Below are 16,080 nucleotides of genomic sequence, written 5' to 3'. Positions count from 1 at the left end.
ACAATTTTTTATCATCCATTTCCTTTTTAAAAAATTTTATTTTTTGACTAGTACATTTTGATAGCTGATGCGAATAGATAGTAAAGCATGTAGAAATCAGCATCGATGTCAAAAATAGAAGCTTACAAAAGATTAATCCGTCAGTATTATGACGATAAACTCCGAGGAGAGTCGTTAACGCAGTTTGTAAAATATATGGACGATGAAGATTTTTTGGATGCTTGGGAGCAAATAAAGCATGAGGAAGAGACCGTAAACAGGTTCGAGTCCGAAATGAACGACCAAGATATGTTTGAAAAAATCATAGCTGATGAGCGTGTCAAACATCAGTTGCAGGAGCTGGCTCCGCCAAAAAAAACGGTTATGTTCCCATGGCGAAGTATAGCTGTTGCGGCCCTGTTATTAGTCGTCGGAGTCGGTTCACTTATTTATTTTATCGGAAGATCAAACGGTTCACTGATCAATGAGCAGCAGCTCACAACCCATGGGATCGAATCGGTTGTTCCGGGTAAAGATCGTGCCGAGATTATACTAGAAAACGGGCGGCGAATTGATCTGGAAAAAATCAAAGGCGACACCATTATAGACCATGGCGATTTTGAGATCATCAAAACCGCAGCCGGCGGGATTTCCTACCATATCAAGGATGGTGTTAATCCCCATAAACTTGTTTACAACAGCATTGTTACACCAAGGGGCGGTGAGTATAACCTCACATTGCCTGATGGCACACAGGTATGGCTCAATGCATCTACTACATTAAAATACCCTGTTGTCTTTGATAAATCAAAACGAGAAGTAGAACTATATGGTGAAGCTTTTTTTGATGTAGCAAAACGAACCGAACTGGGAAAACGAATCCCCTTTATCATACACACAGGTTCGCAATCCATAGAGGTATTGGGAACTTCTTTTAATGTGCAGAACTATGGAAAGAAAATCATAACAACTTTGGTAGAAGGCAAAGTAAAACTGAATTTTAAAAATACGACAATATCTGATCAATTCCTGCGACCCAATGAACAGGCTACATTTGAGCAGGTATCGCATCAGTTTTCGATAGATCCGATTGATCCCTTTTATTCTATCGCATGGAAGGACGGTAATTTTGCTTTTTATAAAACACCACTTGTCGAGGTGATGGATATTATCGGACGCTGGTACGACGTTCAGGTGGAGTTTAAATCTCAATTTGAAGATTTTCAATTTTCGGGTACAATATCAAAATATGGTGATATCAAAAAATTATTAAAGACCATCGAACTTGTCGGTGGTGTTCATTTTGAATTAATAGGGAGGAAAATATATGTAAAAAACTAACCTTTTACAACCAAAGGCTTCAGAAGCGTTGCGACCGCTCCTGAAGCTGGTCTCATAGAGACAGTTGACACATCTTATCAAATATTAACTTAAAATATCAACCGAATGCAAAAATACAAAAAAAATCGGTCTGTTCTTCCTATGGATTTTAGGGAGAATATCATCCTCAAACCATTGGTTATGAAACTGTCTATCGCAGTGCCTCTACTCCTCGCAACTAGCCTAAGCACGTATGCTAGTTCTTTCGGACAATCAATCAATCTCAAAAAAAATAAAGCAAGCCTCGAAACCTTGTTAAGGGATATTCAGAAGCAAAGTGGATATAATATCCTATATAAAGAATCGCTTTTGCCAAAAAAACGCACAGCGGATGTAAAATTTATCAATGCGCCGCTGGAATCTGTACTGGATGAATTGCTGAGCAAATATCAAATTGTCTATAAAATAGTCGACAAAAATATTATTCTTAGCAAAGCTGCCAATACGGCACATGAAGCTATTGAAGGAAAGATTACCGCAGTCCAACAGAAGATCGTAAAGGGGAAAATCTTGGACGCAAAGGGAGTTCCATTGGCCAATGCGACCGTAAATGAGGTGGGAGCAGTCAATAGGACTTCCACACTTGAAGATGGTTCTTTTACGCTATCGGTTTCCGGCAATACGCCCACACTTCATGTCAGTATGGTCGGGTATCAGGCGATAGACTATAAGGTCACATCAAACGAAAATATCGAGATCAGACTCCAACAAACCGTAACTTCGATGGAGGAAGTGGTGATTGTAGGATATGGTACTCAAAAAGCATCAACCGTCACAGGGTCTATTGTTGATGTCAAAGGGGATGTACTGGATAGAGCTCCCGTAATGAACGTCACAAATACGCTTGCGGGTCGGCTACCGGGTTTAGTGGCGACAACGACTTCCGGGGAGCCTGGGAGTGACAATTCCACACTTCGGATCCGGGGAGCCAACACCCTGGGAGACAACTCACCACTGATTGTGGTCGATGGTATCGCCAACAGATCTATTGAAAGGCTCAATCCGCAGGATATTGAAAGTGTGACGATATTAAAGGATGCATCGGCGGCCATCTATGGTTCGCAAGCCGCTAATGGCGTTATTCTCGTAACAACAAAAAAAGGAAAAAGCGGTAAACCGCAGGTCAGCCTAACACATAATCAGGGATGGTCCCAGCCCACTGTTATCCCAAAGATGGCAGACGCCGCGGAATATGCGCAAATGCTTAATGAGATCGGCCTCTATGCTGGCCAGAAACCAAAATATAGTGAAGAGGAACTAGCCTTATTCCGCTCGGGTACGGATAGCTGGAAATATCCAAATACAGATTGGTTTGCCGCCACATTTCATGCGGCTGCACCGCAGCATAAAACCGCGCTCAATATCACGGGCGGTTCGGAATACCTCAATTATTATATCTCGGGAGGGTACGATAAACAGGATGCCATCTATAAAAATTCAGCAACGAAGTTTAACCAGTACAATTTCAGGAGCAATCTAAACGGAAAATTCAATGATTATATAAAATATGGGGTTAATGCCGCATTGCGTGAATATAACCGAAATTATCCGACGCGCTCCGCAGCGGATATCTTTGGGATGATCTTGCGAGGTAAACCGAACATGCATGCCTACTGGCCTACTGGACAAAATGGTCCGGATATAGAATACGGAAATAATCCCGTCGTTATCACAACCAATCAGACCGGTTACGATCGAAATAAAACCATGATGCTCGAATCAAGGGCTAATCTAGAAATCACAGTTCCCGGAATCGAAGGTTTGTCTGTAAGTGGAAACGTTGCGTATGATAGGACATTACAGAGCGACAAATTATGGCAGACTCCATGGACATTGTACAATTGGGATGGCAAATCCGTGGACAATAACGGCACACCCATCTTGGTCGCCGGACTGAAGGGATTCACGGCACCACAGCTCCGACAAGACTTTGACACCAAAAACCTATTGACTTTAAATGCGCTGATTCGTTACGAACGAAATTTAGGTGAAAAACACCATTTCAATGGCCTATTGGGACTGGAAAAAATCAAAGGTGATAATATGGAATTTTACGCCTTTAGAAAATATTATGTATCTGCTGCCATCGAAGAGCTATTCGCGGGCGGCGATGCTGAAAAAGATAATTCCGGTCAATCCGCCATGCAGGCCAGACTCAATTATTTTGGCCGTCTGAATTATGACTTTGACAACAAATATTTATTGGAATTCTTATGGCGTTATGACGGTTCCTATAAATTTCCAAGCAACAAACGATTCGGTTTTTTCCCTGGAGTATCCGGAGGATGGCGCTTATCCAATGAGACATTCTGGCAGCCGATCAAGTCTGTGATTTCAGACCTAAAACTAAGGGCTTCATGGGGGCAAACGGGTAATGATCGCATAGATGACTATCAATTTATGTCAAGTTACGGTTTCCTCACAGGCGCTTCCAATGTCTACGTTTTTAACGGTACACAAGAAAATAAAGTACTGAATGAGCTCAGAATACCCAATCCAAATGTAACCTGGGAGGTTGCCAATCAATCCAATTTTGGTCTAGACGCCAAATTTTTGAATAACAAGCTAACGCTGACCGCTGAATATTTTTATAATATCCGAACCAATATACTATGGAACAGAAATGCCTCCGTTCCCGCCACTTCAGGACTAACCTTACCTAAAGAAAATATTGGCGAAGTGACAAACAAAGGATTTGAATTGCAGCTAGGTTATGCTGACCAGGCCAATGGTTTTCACTACGCTGTCAATGGAAATATCGCCACCAATCATAATCGTATTCGCTTTTGGGATGAAACTCCGGGAATCCCTGATTATCAACAGTCCACAGGCAGACCTATGAATGCTAAGCTCTATTACAATGAGATAGGTATATTTCGAGATCAGGCAGCTGTCGACGCTTATCCACACTGGGCCGGAGCAAGGCCCGGGGACATCATCTTTGAAGATGTGAATAAGGATGGTAAAATAGATGGTCTGGATCGTGTGAGATCCGAAAAAACAGAACTTCCGACATTGACCGGTGGATTTAATATTGACTTATCTTATAAAGGATTTTATACAAGCTTATTCTTCCAAGGTGCTGCGGGCGCCATTCGTAACAATTACTATGAGATGCAGGGGGAGGCAGGTAATTATCTCAAGCAAAATGTCGAAGGGCGATGGACAGCGGATAATCCTGATGCTTCAAAACCGCGTACGTGGAACAGATACAACGAATATTGGAGATCCAACGATAATACCTATTGGTTGCAAAGCTCCAATTATGTCAGGTTGAAAAATTTCGAATTTGGTTACAATTTCTCCGAAGATATCTGTAAAAAACTCCGATTGACCAGATTGCAGCTATATTTCAGTGGACAGAACCTGCTGACCTGGACAAAAGTAAAGGACTTTGATCCGGAAACTACCGCAGCAACGGCGTACCCACTAAACAGAGTCTATAACCTGGGCCTTTCACTAACATTTTAATCACCATGAAACGACAATTTAATCTATTCATATTGCTAGCAACGTTGGCACTTGGGTCTTGTCAAAAGGACTTTTTAAATACAGATCCTTCAACGGAATTTTCCGAAAACGCGGTCTGGACCGACCCCGCATTGGTAGAGACATTTATCAATCAATTGTATTTCCGACTGGACGAGCCCTTGACAGATGGCCGGTTCAAAGCCAACCTGGTCGATGAAGGGCATTACCGTGGAAACGCAGCTTCCCTAAATTTTAACCGTAGCATCCAGTCTCCGGATGACCTCCTGGGTTGGGGAGTATCGCGTTATCGATCCTGGGCTGATTTGTATAAAAGTATACGGTATTGCAATCTCTTTTTTTCGAAAGTTGATCAAGTTCCATTCTCCGCCAATCTCATTGATGGGAAAACGATGAAAGATCGTATGACTGGTGAAATGCATTTCATGCGGGCATATTACTATCACCTACTGACAAGTACTTATGGTGGTGTGCCGTTAATCACGGAGCCGTATGCATTGACTGATGAATTTCAGAAAGAACGAAGTTCGTATGCGGATTGCGTCAAATTTATGACGGCGGAACTTGACAAAGCTGCCCAACTATTGCCGCTCGACCATACGGGAGCCAACCTGGGACGCGCAACCAAGGGAGCAGCACTCGCATTGAAGGCCAGGATCCTGCTTTATGCAGCGAGTGACCTTTATAACAAAGATGTATTTCCGGGATTTGAAAAACCTGAATTGATTCGTTATATGGACGGAAACCGCTCAGCAAGATGGCAGGCGGCAAAAGATGCGGCCAAAGCTGTCATTGATCTGAACAAATATAGATTGTATAAAGCTATCCCGGCTGTAACGGATAATATTTCCCAAAACCTTACGGAACTTTTCCTTAGTAAAAACACCGAAGAAGATATTTTCATTAAATACTTTACCATTCCTATGGGCCAGCGTGTGGGCCTCTACTCTTCGCCCAATGGTTACCATGGCTGGGGTACAAATGCGCCGCTCGGAGACTTTGTCGATGATTTCGAAACCCTGGACGGTAAAAAGTTTGATTGGTCCGATCCAGCTATGGCGGCAGATCCTTACAACAATAGAGATCCCAGATTTGCAGCAACAGTGCTTTATAATGGTGCCTCCTGGAGACAAAGACCAGATGATGCGAAAGGCCTGGATCCTGAAAATAAAGTACAGACAGGAAGATGGGAACGTTGGAACGCTACTACTGGCAAAATTGACCTGGTTTACGGTGTCGATACTCGAAAAAGCACGATCGAAGATTGGAACGGCGCATATACAGGCTATTATTTACGAAAATATATCGATCCTGCAGTAAACGCGCAATACGATAAGCAAGCGGTGACCTGGCGTTTCATGCGTTATGCGGAAGTCCTTTTGAATTATGCTGAAGCCTGCATTGAATTGGGACTGGAGGACGAAGCCCGCATCTACTTAAATATGATCCGTAAAAGAGCCGGGATGCCGGTCATTACCGACGTAGGAGCCGCGCTAAAAGAAAGGTACCGCAATGAAAGAAGAATAGAGCTGGCTTTTGAAGAACATCGTTTCTATGATGTCCGTCGTTGGCTATTAGGGCCTCAAATTTATAACCGAACGACAAAGGTCGCAGACATTGTGTACAAAATGAACCCTGACCACAGCACGGCAAGCATACCGACGATCAGACATATTGATTTTGAGAAATACAGCTGGATGGATAAAGCTTATTTTCTACCTATCTTACGCGATGAATTAAAAAAGAACAATTTACTCATTCAAAACCCCGGATATTAACATGAAAACATTGCATCTCATGATCGCTTTACTCCTGTTCAATAGTTTGTTGGCTATTGGACAAGAAGATATCAAAATAACCCATCTCCCTTTTATCCAAGGACTGACCGAACATTCGGTGTCCATTGTTTGGACAACAGATCTACCGGCAACGGGATGGGTAGAGCTGGCACCGGAGGACTCGAGCCATTTTTACTTTAAAGAGAGACCCAAGTATTTTGCATCAGCCTACGGTTTTAAGAAAGTTGGCACGCTACATCAGGTTAACTTGAACAATCTGAAACCGGGAACACGATACCGATACCGTGTATACAGTCAACAAGTTTTAAAACATGAAGGTGTCAATGTACAATATGGAAAAGTTGTGGCCAGCAACGTCTATCGGCAGGCGCCATTATCCTTTCAGACACTTGGCAATGCTGCCTCGACTCATTTTACTGTTGTCAACGATATCCATGAACGCAACGAGGTTCTGGATAAACTATTGGATGTCGGCGATTTAAAAACAAGCGATTTTGTTGTTTTCAATGGAGATATGGTCAATAATCTCCTGAGCGAGAAACAACTATATGACGGATTCATGGACACGGCCATTAAAAGATTTGCGAGTGAAAAACCCATGTTCTATTCACGGGGAAACCACGAAACCCGTGGACCCTTTGCGACTGAGTATCCAAAATATTTCCCCACACCGACAGGCAAACTCTATTATCAGTTCCGACACGGCAACACAGGTTTCATCGTACTTGACTGTGGCGAAGACAAACCCGATACGGATATCGAATACAGTGGTATTGTCGAAATGGATAATTATCGCACAGAACAGGCTGCTTGGCTGGCACAGGCGGTTGAAGATCCGTCATTTAAAGATGCCAAATATAAGATAGTCATCTGTCATATGCCCCCTTTCGGAGGTTGGCATGGCGAACAGGAAATCTTAGAAAAATTTGTTCCCATCCTAAATAAGGGCGGTGCGCAAATTATGTTATCTGGCCATCTGCATAAACATATTATCCAAAATGCAACAAACAGCACCCATTTCCCCATTATTGTAAACTCAAACAACAATGTACTTCGGGTGGATCTAAACAATGAAAAAGGAACATTTAAAATCCTGGATCAGCAAGGGAAAGTCGTGGATCAGGTTGTGATCAATCCGCTCAACTAATTCCCATTAATTTTCTGACAAAAGAGGAGTTTCCAAAGTTTTTGAAACTCCTCTTTTTCTTGGATCTTGGCCCAATCATCTTTTGGCATATTTCAGCTATTTTATTCTGGACGTAAGTATTTTACGTTTCAGACCCCTCCTCTTCTTCGTCTTTAAGGGTTACATTAAGTTGGCTGTTTGACAAAAAGCGATGATTACATTTGATTTTTGTAACTTTGTAAAATCATGAGTGAAACATTAGAGACCATACAAGATTATTACAAGCGATTGAGCCATCTGCATTCCAACGATGGGACAATATTGGATGTGGAGCTCGGAAAATCACATTTTAATATATCACCCCGTAAGTACTGTGATTTTAAAACGCCTTACAATAGACGTGATTTTTATAAGATCAGTCTGATCTTGGGGAAAGGTTGGTTTAAATATGGTCCACATGAGTTGTATATAGATCGGCCTGCTCTTTTTTTACCAGCATTGAATATTCCTTACAGCTGGGTCTGTGACACAAATAAACAAGAGGGATACTTTTGTTTATTCAACCAAGAATTTTTCACTGGTAGTCAAACATTTGAACCTTTTAAAAAGACCTCATTATTCAAAGAATGGAGTAAGCCGATTGTTTTTCTGGATGCGGAGCAACTAAACCTAGTTACAACTTTTTTTGACAATATGTTCCGTCTGAATAACTCCGGTTATCCTTTGCGCTGCAGTGCGATCAAGAGCAATTTAGCTTCAATTCTCCACCTTGCACTGGAATGGCGAGTGGAAGATGTAGCCCCACAGGATCAATCCGGAAGTCTCCGAATGTATCGCTTATTCGACGAACTGCTACATAAACAGTTTCCTCTGGATTCCCCTGCATATCCACTGGCCTTACATACAGCGGCAGATTTCGCACGACAGCTGAATGTTCATGTCAACCACCTAAATGCTTCTGTCAAATCGGTTACTAATCTGACTACTACCCAAATTATCAAAAGAAAAATTTTTGAAGAAGCTAAAAATCTATTAATCTACACCGATTGGAATGTAGCCGAAATCGGTTATACACTCGGATTTGAAGAACCAGCTCATTTCAACAACTTCTTTAAAAAAAATGCAGGAACATCCCCGCTTAAATTCAGACATACAAACAAGTAATATTTGATTTTCGTAATTTTTACTTTATCAAATAGTACTAACGCTATCAAAAAAGTCTCTAGTTTTGTTTCATAAAAAAGAGCAAGACAATGTTGAGAGAAGCATCCGCACACCGCATTAAACTAGTTACGTTCATGGCATTTGTATCCATGCCCCTTTCTGGGTTTGTAACGGACATCTACCTGCCTTCGTTTCCGGCAATGGCTAAAAGTTTACATGTTCACGAGCGGGATATTCAATTGACGTTAACAAGTTATTTACTCAGTTATGGTATCTCCCAGTTATTTATAGGCAACATTCTTGACAGTATCGGCCGTTATCTTCCGAAAGTCTCGGCTTTGATACTGTTGATACTAAGCAGCCTTTTGATAACGCATACAGACAGCGTATTTTTGATTTGTCTCTTAAGAGTAGTCCAAGGTGTGGCCATATCCATTCTGGTGGTGGCCACGCGTGCGCTTTTCGTGGATCTTTATGCCGGTGAGCGATTAAAGAATTACCTGAGTTACTTTACAATTGTCTGGTCCTGCGGTCCGATACTTGCGCCATTTCTGGGCGGCTATTTGGAAAAAATATTCAATTGGCGAGCCAACTTCTATTTTCTTACTTTTTACGCCAGTGGCTTATTGTTGTTTGAAATCCTTTATAGTGGAGAAAGTATTGCCGAAAAGAAAAAAATCAACCTACGGGATAACTTGAACCTGTATAAAATGATGTTGCAGAATAAGCGTTTTATATTGGGGATTTTGGTGTTGGGATTTAGTTACTCCATTGTTATGCTGTTCAATATTACAGGCCCATTTATTATCGAAAATACATTTCATTTTTCATCCGTTACAATTGGCTACTGTACTTTGATGCTTGGTTTTTCTTGGATGATCGGTGGGTTTATCACAAAAAAGTGTATGCATCTTGACTTCGTTGCACGTGTGATTGCTCCAGTTCTATTGCAGTCATCTCTTATTATCGCTTTAATGGTGGTCGGCATATTTCAACAGAATCTATACATTATGGTAGGTTTTGCATTTTTTATTCATACGATTTCGGGCGTCTTGTTTACAAGCTTTTTTACCACTAGCATGTTATTTTTCCCAAAACATGCAGGTACTGCTGGCGGTTTAATGGGTGGAATGGTTTATATCGTAACATCGCTATCTAACATCATTGTTGCTATAAGCGGAAAAGTGACAACGCAAAATGGGCTGGCTTGGCGTTATTTTATCTTTTCGGCCTTCCTGATCATTATCATGCTATTTATGTGGAAATTACAGAAAGTTAACGCTGAGCAGAAGAGTTAATCACAGCAGTCCAATCAATTTCGAGGAGAGATAAGATGTTTTATTATTTTTAAACATGCCAAAATTACTTTCTATTGTAAGAAATCGAACTGTTTTTTACATTTAAAATCGAAAAATGTTCCTTAGGTATTGATAACTGATTATTAATGCGAGAAAAAATATCAAATAAATGGACTCAAACGATAATTTTGAAGCCCCTATCAATCCAGGATGTCACATCATTTTATACCTGGCTAAACGATCCGGAAGCAATTAAATATTCCCTTTCTTCATTTCAATCTTTGAATACAAGAGAAGCAATCGATAAATGGTTTATCTCTGTGGTCAACGATTCAAAAAATTATAACTGGGGGATTTTTCTCACTAATTCAAATACACTTATTGGCTATGCTGGGATCTGTAATATTTCGACAGCAAACAAGCTTGGCGAGTATTTTATCTTTATAGGAGACGCCTAAGCCAACCAAGGCTGCCGATATGCTCGATTTAGATAAAATCGTTTAATAACATCTTATTTAAGTCCATTTTTGGTTTCAAATTGCTTCCTTTTGGTATGGAGTTTTTCACTGCTTTTATAGACCTGTTGATAACGAATTTGTTTTTCTCGGGCAAGTACAAGCAGTTGATCCTGTGCATCATATTGTTGTTCCTTTGTTCCGCTACGCATTCGTTTCTCCTGTTCTATTTCTTTTCTGGTAAACATAAAAAGATCCTTTAAAGCTCTATAGTAATTTATAGCTTCCAACTGAACCTCCTTTCCTTCTACCAGACCGACAATGTCCGCCTTCTTAATATCGTTAATAATGGAATCAAACACCAGCTCCTGCTGATCAATGGTATGTAAAGCCTGACCATATTCGTGTGCAATAAGCTGCTTCAGTTTTGTAGATTCGAGCCCTTTCTCGCCCACGAGCATAGAAAATGCCCGGGATTCTTTAGTTGAAAGAAGGGAATTGAATGTTTCAGCTTTTTTATTACTACAAGAACTCAAGATTATTAGCACTGAGATGATGATAAAAATCTTTTTGAAGATATTATAGATCATGATGCTGTAAGAATTGATATCACTAAAAATACATATTTTTTCCATAACAAGTTAAACTGAACGCTAATCCAGTAACAAGGAACCAATAATATGTAATGAGGAAATCTCTGTTGCCATACCAACCCAGAAAAATTTTAGCATAAAAAAGCCACATCTCCCGACGTGGCTCCATATAAACACACGACCACTATTTTCGCGCCATTGATAGAAAATCAGCTGTTCTGGATGGGCTCAGCAACTCCCAAAGGGAAGCAACAGTCCAACCAGGGGCAAAAATATCGTTGTAAAATCCTTTCCCATTTTTTCCATAATCCCAATTCGTATGTTGTACGACCTCTGGATAATATCCTATTTTTGCGATATTAAAAAGATGGTCTTTAACCGGCATCAATTGTAACATGGAACTCTTAATCACACTCGAAAAAGCGGAGAGCCGCTGTTCTTTGGTTTCCTTGGCGAGCCAATCGAGAACAGCTGCGAATTCAAAGATAAAAACATCGACATGGTTGTTCTCAACAGAGACATTTCCCCAGCCACGGGATTTAAAACCAACATCGCCCAACATTTGTCCGGCGGCAAAAGGCACATCCCAGGTATAGTACCAAGTGAGACAAAAATAAGCTGCTTTCTTACACTGCTCCAAATAATATTGACGCTCTTTCCCTTTACTTACCAAGGCCAAATAATACATTGCTGTAGAAGCATATAAAGATGCTTCCTTATCCTCACAATTGGCATCTAAGGTGGACGAAAAGTAATCTGATTTAGAAATAATCTCCCGTTCTAAATATATTGCAGATTTTTGCGCCTGTTGAAGATATTCCCCTTGTTTAAAATAAACAGAAGCCATAACCAATGGAACCGTGGCCGAAGGTGTGCTACCGCCGCTGCCATCTTTTACCTGTAGCTGATCGTCAAATTTACGGGGAAAGCTTCCATCCGCCTGCTGGAGTTTTGCAAAATTGCCAAGTAACTTTTTAATACGCCGTTCCCATTCAGGATGCTTTCTACCCTTTTTCTGTTCATAACCGAGGTAATTTAGCATCGCAAAGATCCCCTCCGACTGTCGTCGAATACTGAATTCTTTTGTTTCGTTGTTGTGTGTAAAATCGACGAACTCCCTAAAAAATCCACTATCGGTAAAACCATGCTGTAGATAACTGTCAAATATTGCCTTAGCGTTGCTGACCAATTGAGTCTGCCCGTGAGTTTCTCCATATTCAAGTGCATTGTATGCGTTGAGCAAGACTCGCCCCACAAATCCCACTTCTGCGGATCCGGTATTGTTGCAATCATCTGTCCGCATATGTACTCCTGAATAGTATTTTAGTTCCTTGTCACCGACATAACTCTCCTTAAAGAAATTTGCTAAAATATCTTTGGCTTGATCCGGAGTATAAACAGTCGGAAACGTCGACGGCTTCTGCCTGTCGTAGGAATAAGTCCATGCCTTGGACACAAAATCACCATAATTATCGGCTTTACCTTCATTGATCTCCCAGGAAAGATGTCTTGTTTCACCTTTTTCAAGTTTTTCAAAGGCAACAACCTCGGGAGCTAAGGTTAATTTTCGGAGATAAGTCTTGGGTGCTTCGTGATAAGGAAACCCAAAGACCAAAGCTGAGGTTCCATCTACATTTTTAAATCCGGTAAATCCAAGATCAGTTTTACCACTTAGAATCACCTCTCCACCTTGAAGTGGGGTCAAGGCATCCCGTTCTATTTTATCTAATCGGATAACGGTATAATATGTATTAGAAGCCGCATTGAAAACACCAGTCAAAGGTGTGCTAAGGCGGTCTTCCCGTACCTGCCAGCTATCGCTGGTTTTAAAGGAAGGTGCCTCCTGCGGTGACCGCATATTTTTATGATACCAGAAACCCGGCATCAGAAACTCACTTTCGGTATGTGTATACTTTTTAATTTTAAATGTTTTTTCAAAATTAAAGTATACCCGTTCTTTGGCAGTTACAACTACATTGACAATTGTTGTCCCTCCATTTTTGACAATAGTCTGCTTCACATCCAAGGGCATAATCGTAGTGGACTCCAGTGTCTGCCCACCATTATCAAGTAGTTCAAAGCGTTTGGCCGGATTGCCCGGTGCCTTCAACAGGATCGCCTGGCTCATTTCCTGAGCGCTCAGGGCATACGAGTTTGCGACTAATAATAAAGAAATTAAAAAGTTTTTTTTCATTCGAATGATTGTTATTGAGTACCCATTTCTGGCTATATATATTTTGCTGGTTTATTTTCTTTTTATTTTCGGGCGAATAATTTCGGGGGATATCTTCATCAGGGGAACCGCATCCGTCGTCCAACTAACATCGGCAATGTACATCGCCCGTGGATGGATACTATCTTTGCTATGATGCGCATGGAAAACGATTTTGAGTTTCCCGTCTTTATCCCAAAAAAGCGCATTATGCCCTACTCCTACCAGATCCACGGGCAACTGCAGAATTGGATTGCCAGCATATTTTGTCCAAGGTCCTGTAGGTGAACTTGCTGTAGCCAGACCAATACCGTAGCGCTGGCTTTCGTAGCTATTCGCCGAATAGGTCATGTAATATAGGTTATTATGTTTAATGACAAATGGACCTTCATTAACCAATCCCCATACTTTTTCCCATTCCTGTGATACCGAGATATGCTGTTTCAGGGTGTTACCATCGATCGTTTTCAGGTCAGCAGCGAGTTTCGCCGACCACACTGCGGATCCATTATTAAAACGGACAAAATAGAGGTAGGCCGTACCATCATTGTCGATAAACAGGCTATTGTCAATGGCCTTTTCATTTGCTAGCATTGGTGTTTTTGGCTCCTGAACAAATGGTCCCAACGGGGAATCTGAGGTCGCAACACAAATATGTTCGTTGGCACTGTAATACATATAGAACTTCTTTTTATCCTTGATATAGTAGATTTCGGGAGCCCAGAACCAACGTCCACCCCAGGAATCCTCACCTTTCAGTGCCAGTGCATTTGATTTGCTCCAATAACGAAGATCATCCGAAGTATATACTTCGATACCATTTTCGGCATTTGTACCGTAAGCGTAATAAGTACCTTCATATAAGAGAATAAATGGATCACCCAACGGCACGGCAGGTTCGAATATAAAATCACTTTTTTCGGATTTTGAGCAGCTGAAGCTATACAGTGAAAATAGCAATAGTAAACAGATATAAATTAGTTTTTTCATTTCCTATAAAATTTATACGGCCAAGCCATTAATAATTTGGGTTTTGCTTTACATTTGGATTATTGTTGACCTCATCTGAAGGAATTGGCAATGAGCGATGTTTCCCTAAGGTAAAATTATTAAAATCGGCATCCCTTTGCTTCAATTCGGCAAGCCCTTCTTGGGAATCTACCAGACCCCAACGTTTTAGATCTGCCCAGCGATGTCCTTCCGTAGCTAGTTCCAATACCCTTTCGGTCTGCAATCTTTTCAGGAATGCGGTTTTATCAGTCGTTGCGCCGGGGTAATTCAAGGCTAATTTTGGCATATTTACACGTTCACGAACACGGTCGACAAGGGCTACAGCCTCTGTTAATGAACCATTTGAGGCTGCAATGCATTCTGCATACATCAACAACACATCGGAAAAACGAATTAAACGCACATTTGTTGGATTATAGTAGTCATCAAAATCACGGAAGTAATCTGACCCATATTTTCTAAAAAAAACACGTCCGGGCCAATTGCTCCACTGGGCGGCATCACTTGTCAATCGATAAATTTTGTTATTATTCGGAAAATCATCCTGCATTCCATTATAAAATGCCGTATACCGCAATCGTACATCAAATCCATTGTCCATATTTTTTTCTTTCTTAAATGCATCAACTAACCAGGGCCGAAGTTCTCCATCTGTCCAACCAATGCCCGGAGGGGCAAAAAACTGTCCACGGTTCAAGCCTAGATTAGGCCCCACATCTAAGTCACCATCGCCCGCAGGAGAGGGATTGGCGTCTGAATATTGGATTTCAAAAACAGACTCCACATTATTCTCTTTCGCTTTATCGAAATTATCAAAATAATTGGCTGTCAAGTTATAATACCCCTTCCCGGCCCCTGTTACCAGCCAGGCCAAATCTGCCTTTGCTTCATTCCATTGGTGCAGCTGCATATATGATTTTGCACGAAAAGCCAATGCCGCACCTTTGGTTGCCCTTCCTTTTTCGGAACCACCCCATGTGTCAGGCAATAAGCTTTCAGCTTTACTAAAATCTGCGATTGCCTGCGCATAAACTTCTGCTTCGGTATGCCCTTCCGGTTGAATTCCCGGGGTTGAAGGTTCCAATACAATTGGAAGACTGGGATTGGTACCACCCCATAATAGCGCGAGGTAATAGTAATACAATCCCCGCAAGAAATACGCTTGCCCGAGGATGGGATCCTTATCTGAGGGGTTGGCAAATGTAATATCCGGCGTATAATGCAGGACTTGATTTGCACGGAAAATAGCCTCGTAGCAATCGCGATAGGTCCAGGCATTTCCTTCCCAGAAGTTGTAGTTATTGTACCGAAACTGTGTCCATTCTTTGAGTTCGGCCCAGGGACTTTGACTAAATCCTTCGTCTGAGGTTAGATCCAAACGAAACCACATCCAGCGACTAAAGGTGCCCGGTTTATAGAACATATTGTACACTGCATTGACCCCGCGTACCGCATCCTGTTCGGTTTTCCAATAGGTCTTTACGGTAATGGTGTTGGGATTTTCGACATCCACTTTGCAGGCTTGCATTAGGCCTGCCGCCAAAAAAATATAGAGTAGCTTTTTCATTGCGTTC

The 16,080-nt window shown here is 41.4% G+C and carries 11 protein-coding genes; 7 read left to right on the top strand and 4 right to left on the bottom strand.

Annotated features, from left to right (window positions below):
* Positions 1–105 precede the first annotated feature (105 nt).
* The 7 genes from D7322_RS22080 to D7322_RS22050 all read left to right on the top strand — a co-directional run bounded on the left by D7322_RS22080 (position 106) and on the right by D7322_RS22050 (position 10,693).
* Positions 106–1,320 (top strand): FecR family protein, encoded by a 1,215-nt coding sequence (locus D7322_RS22080; RefSeq protein WP_121126382.1) that lies wholly within the window; start codon positions 106–108, stop codon positions 1,318–1,320.
* Between the two features lie 105 nt (positions 1,321–1,425).
* Positions 1,426–4,830 (top strand): TonB-dependent receptor, encoded by a 3,405-nt coding sequence (locus tag D7322_RS22075; protein ID WP_245971415.1) that lies wholly within the window; start codon positions 1,426–1,428, stop codon positions 4,828–4,830.
* 5 nt (positions 4,831–4,835) lie between these two features.
* Positions 4,836–6,626 (top strand): RagB/SusD family nutrient uptake outer membrane protein, encoded by a 1,791-nt coding sequence (locus tag D7322_RS22070; RefSeq protein WP_121126381.1) that lies wholly within the window; start codon positions 4,836–4,838, stop codon positions 6,624–6,626.
* A gap of 1 nt (position 6,627) precedes the next feature.
* Positions 6,628–7,794: an FN3 domain-containing metallophosphoesterase family protein gene (locus D7322_RS22065; protein WP_121126380.1), complete on the top strand. Its 1,167-nt coding sequence runs from the start codon at positions 6,628–6,630 to the stop codon at positions 7,792–7,794.
* 225 nt (positions 7,795–8,019) lie between these two features.
* A complete protein-coding gene (locus D7322_RS22060; RefSeq protein WP_121126379.1) occupies positions 8,020–8,937 on the top strand; it encodes a helix-turn-helix domain-containing protein in 918 nt (305 codons plus the stop codon).
* Between the two features lie 89 nt (positions 8,938–9,026).
* Positions 9,027–10,235 carry an MFS transporter gene (locus D7322_RS22055; RefSeq protein WP_121126378.1) on the top strand — a complete coding sequence of 403 codons (1,209 nt, stop codon included), beginning with the start codon at positions 9,027–9,029 and terminating at the stop codon, positions 10,233–10,235.
* 146 nt (positions 10,236–10,381) lie between these two features.
* The gene (locus D7322_RS22050) at positions 10,382–10,693 is read left to right on the top strand and encodes a GNAT family N-acetyltransferase (RefSeq protein ID WP_121126377.1); all 312 of its coding nucleotides are present in this window, start codon (positions 10,382–10,384) and stop codon (positions 10,691–10,693) included.
* Positions 10,694–10,746: 53 nt separating this feature from the next.
* Here the strand turns inward: D7322_RS22050 and D7322_RS22045 are convergent, their stop codons facing one another.
* The 4 genes from D7322_RS22045 to D7322_RS22030 all read right to left on the bottom strand — a co-directional run bounded on the left by D7322_RS22045 (position 10,747) and on the right by D7322_RS22030 (position 16,073).
* Positions 10,747–11,325 (bottom strand): hypothetical protein, encoded by a 579-nt coding sequence (locus D7322_RS22045; protein WP_121126376.1) that lies wholly within the window; start codon positions 11,323–11,325, stop codon positions 10,747–10,749.
* A gap of 142 nt (positions 11,326–11,467) precedes the next feature.
* Entirely contained in the window at positions 11,468–13,477 is a 2,010-nt protein-coding gene (locus D7322_RS22040) for a hypothetical protein (protein ID WP_121126375.1), read from the bottom strand.
* 51 nt (positions 13,478–13,528) lie between these two features.
* Positions 13,529–14,485 carry a glycoside hydrolase family 43 protein gene (locus tag D7322_RS22035; protein ID WP_121126374.1) on the bottom strand — a complete coding sequence of 319 codons (957 nt, stop codon included), beginning with the start codon at positions 14,483–14,485 and terminating at the stop codon, positions 13,529–13,531.
* Positions 14,486–14,513: 28 nt separating this feature from the next.
* Positions 14,514–16,073: a RagB/SusD family nutrient uptake outer membrane protein gene (locus D7322_RS22030; protein ID WP_121126373.1), complete on the bottom strand. Its 1,560-nt coding sequence runs from the start codon at positions 16,071–16,073 to the stop codon at positions 14,514–14,516.
* Between the last annotated feature and the right edge of the window lie 7 nt (positions 16,074–16,080).

Source organism: Sphingobacterium puteale (genome assembly GCF_003627955.1).
GTDB lineage: Bacteria > Bacteroidota > Bacteroidia > Sphingobacteriales > Sphingobacteriaceae > Sphingobacterium > Sphingobacterium puteale.
The sequence above is the reverse complement of the archived record's forward strand: the minus strand, read 5'-3'. Positions and strand labels throughout refer to the sequence as shown.

Excerpts from the sequence above, each read along its gene's own strand:
- D7322_RS22080 (WP_121126382.1), top strand. The coding sequence starts at position 106 with ATGTCAAAAATAGAAGCTTACAAAAGATTAATCCGTCAGTATTATGAC.
- D7322_RS22075 (WP_245971415.1), top strand. The coding sequence starts at position 1,426 with ATGCAAAAATACAAAAAAAATCGGTCTGTTCTTCCTATGGATTTTAGG.
- D7322_RS22070 (WP_121126381.1), top strand. The coding sequence starts at position 4,836 with ATGAAACGACAATTTAATCTATTCATATTGCTAGCAACGTTGGCACTT.
- D7322_RS22065 (WP_121126380.1), top strand. The coding sequence starts at position 6,628 with ATGAAAACATTGCATCTCATGATCGCTTTACTCCTGTTCAATAGTTTG.
- D7322_RS22060 (WP_121126379.1), top strand. The coding sequence starts at position 8,020 with ATGAGTGAAACATTAGAGACCATACAAGATTATTACAAGCGATTGAGC.
- D7322_RS22055 (WP_121126378.1), top strand. The coding sequence starts at position 9,027 with ATGTTGAGAGAAGCATCCGCACACCGCATTAAACTAGTTACGTTCATG.
- D7322_RS22050 (WP_121126377.1), top strand. The coding sequence starts at position 10,382 with ATGCGAGAAAAAATATCAAATAAATGGACTCAAACGATAATTTTGAAG.
- D7322_RS22045 (WP_121126376.1), bottom strand. The coding sequence starts at position 11,325 with ATGGAAAAAATATGTATTTTTAGTGATATCAATTCTTACAGCATCATG.
- D7322_RS22040 (WP_121126375.1), bottom strand. The coding sequence starts at position 13,477 with ATGAAAAAAAACTTTTTAATTTCTTTATTATTAGTCGCAAACTCGTAT.
- D7322_RS22035 (WP_121126374.1), bottom strand. The coding sequence starts at position 14,485 with ATGAAAAAACTAATTTATATCTGTTTACTATTGCTATTTTCACTGTAT.
- D7322_RS22030 (WP_121126373.1), bottom strand. The coding sequence starts at position 16,073 with ATGAAAAAGCTACTCTATATTTTTTTGGCGGCAGGCCTAATGCAAGCC.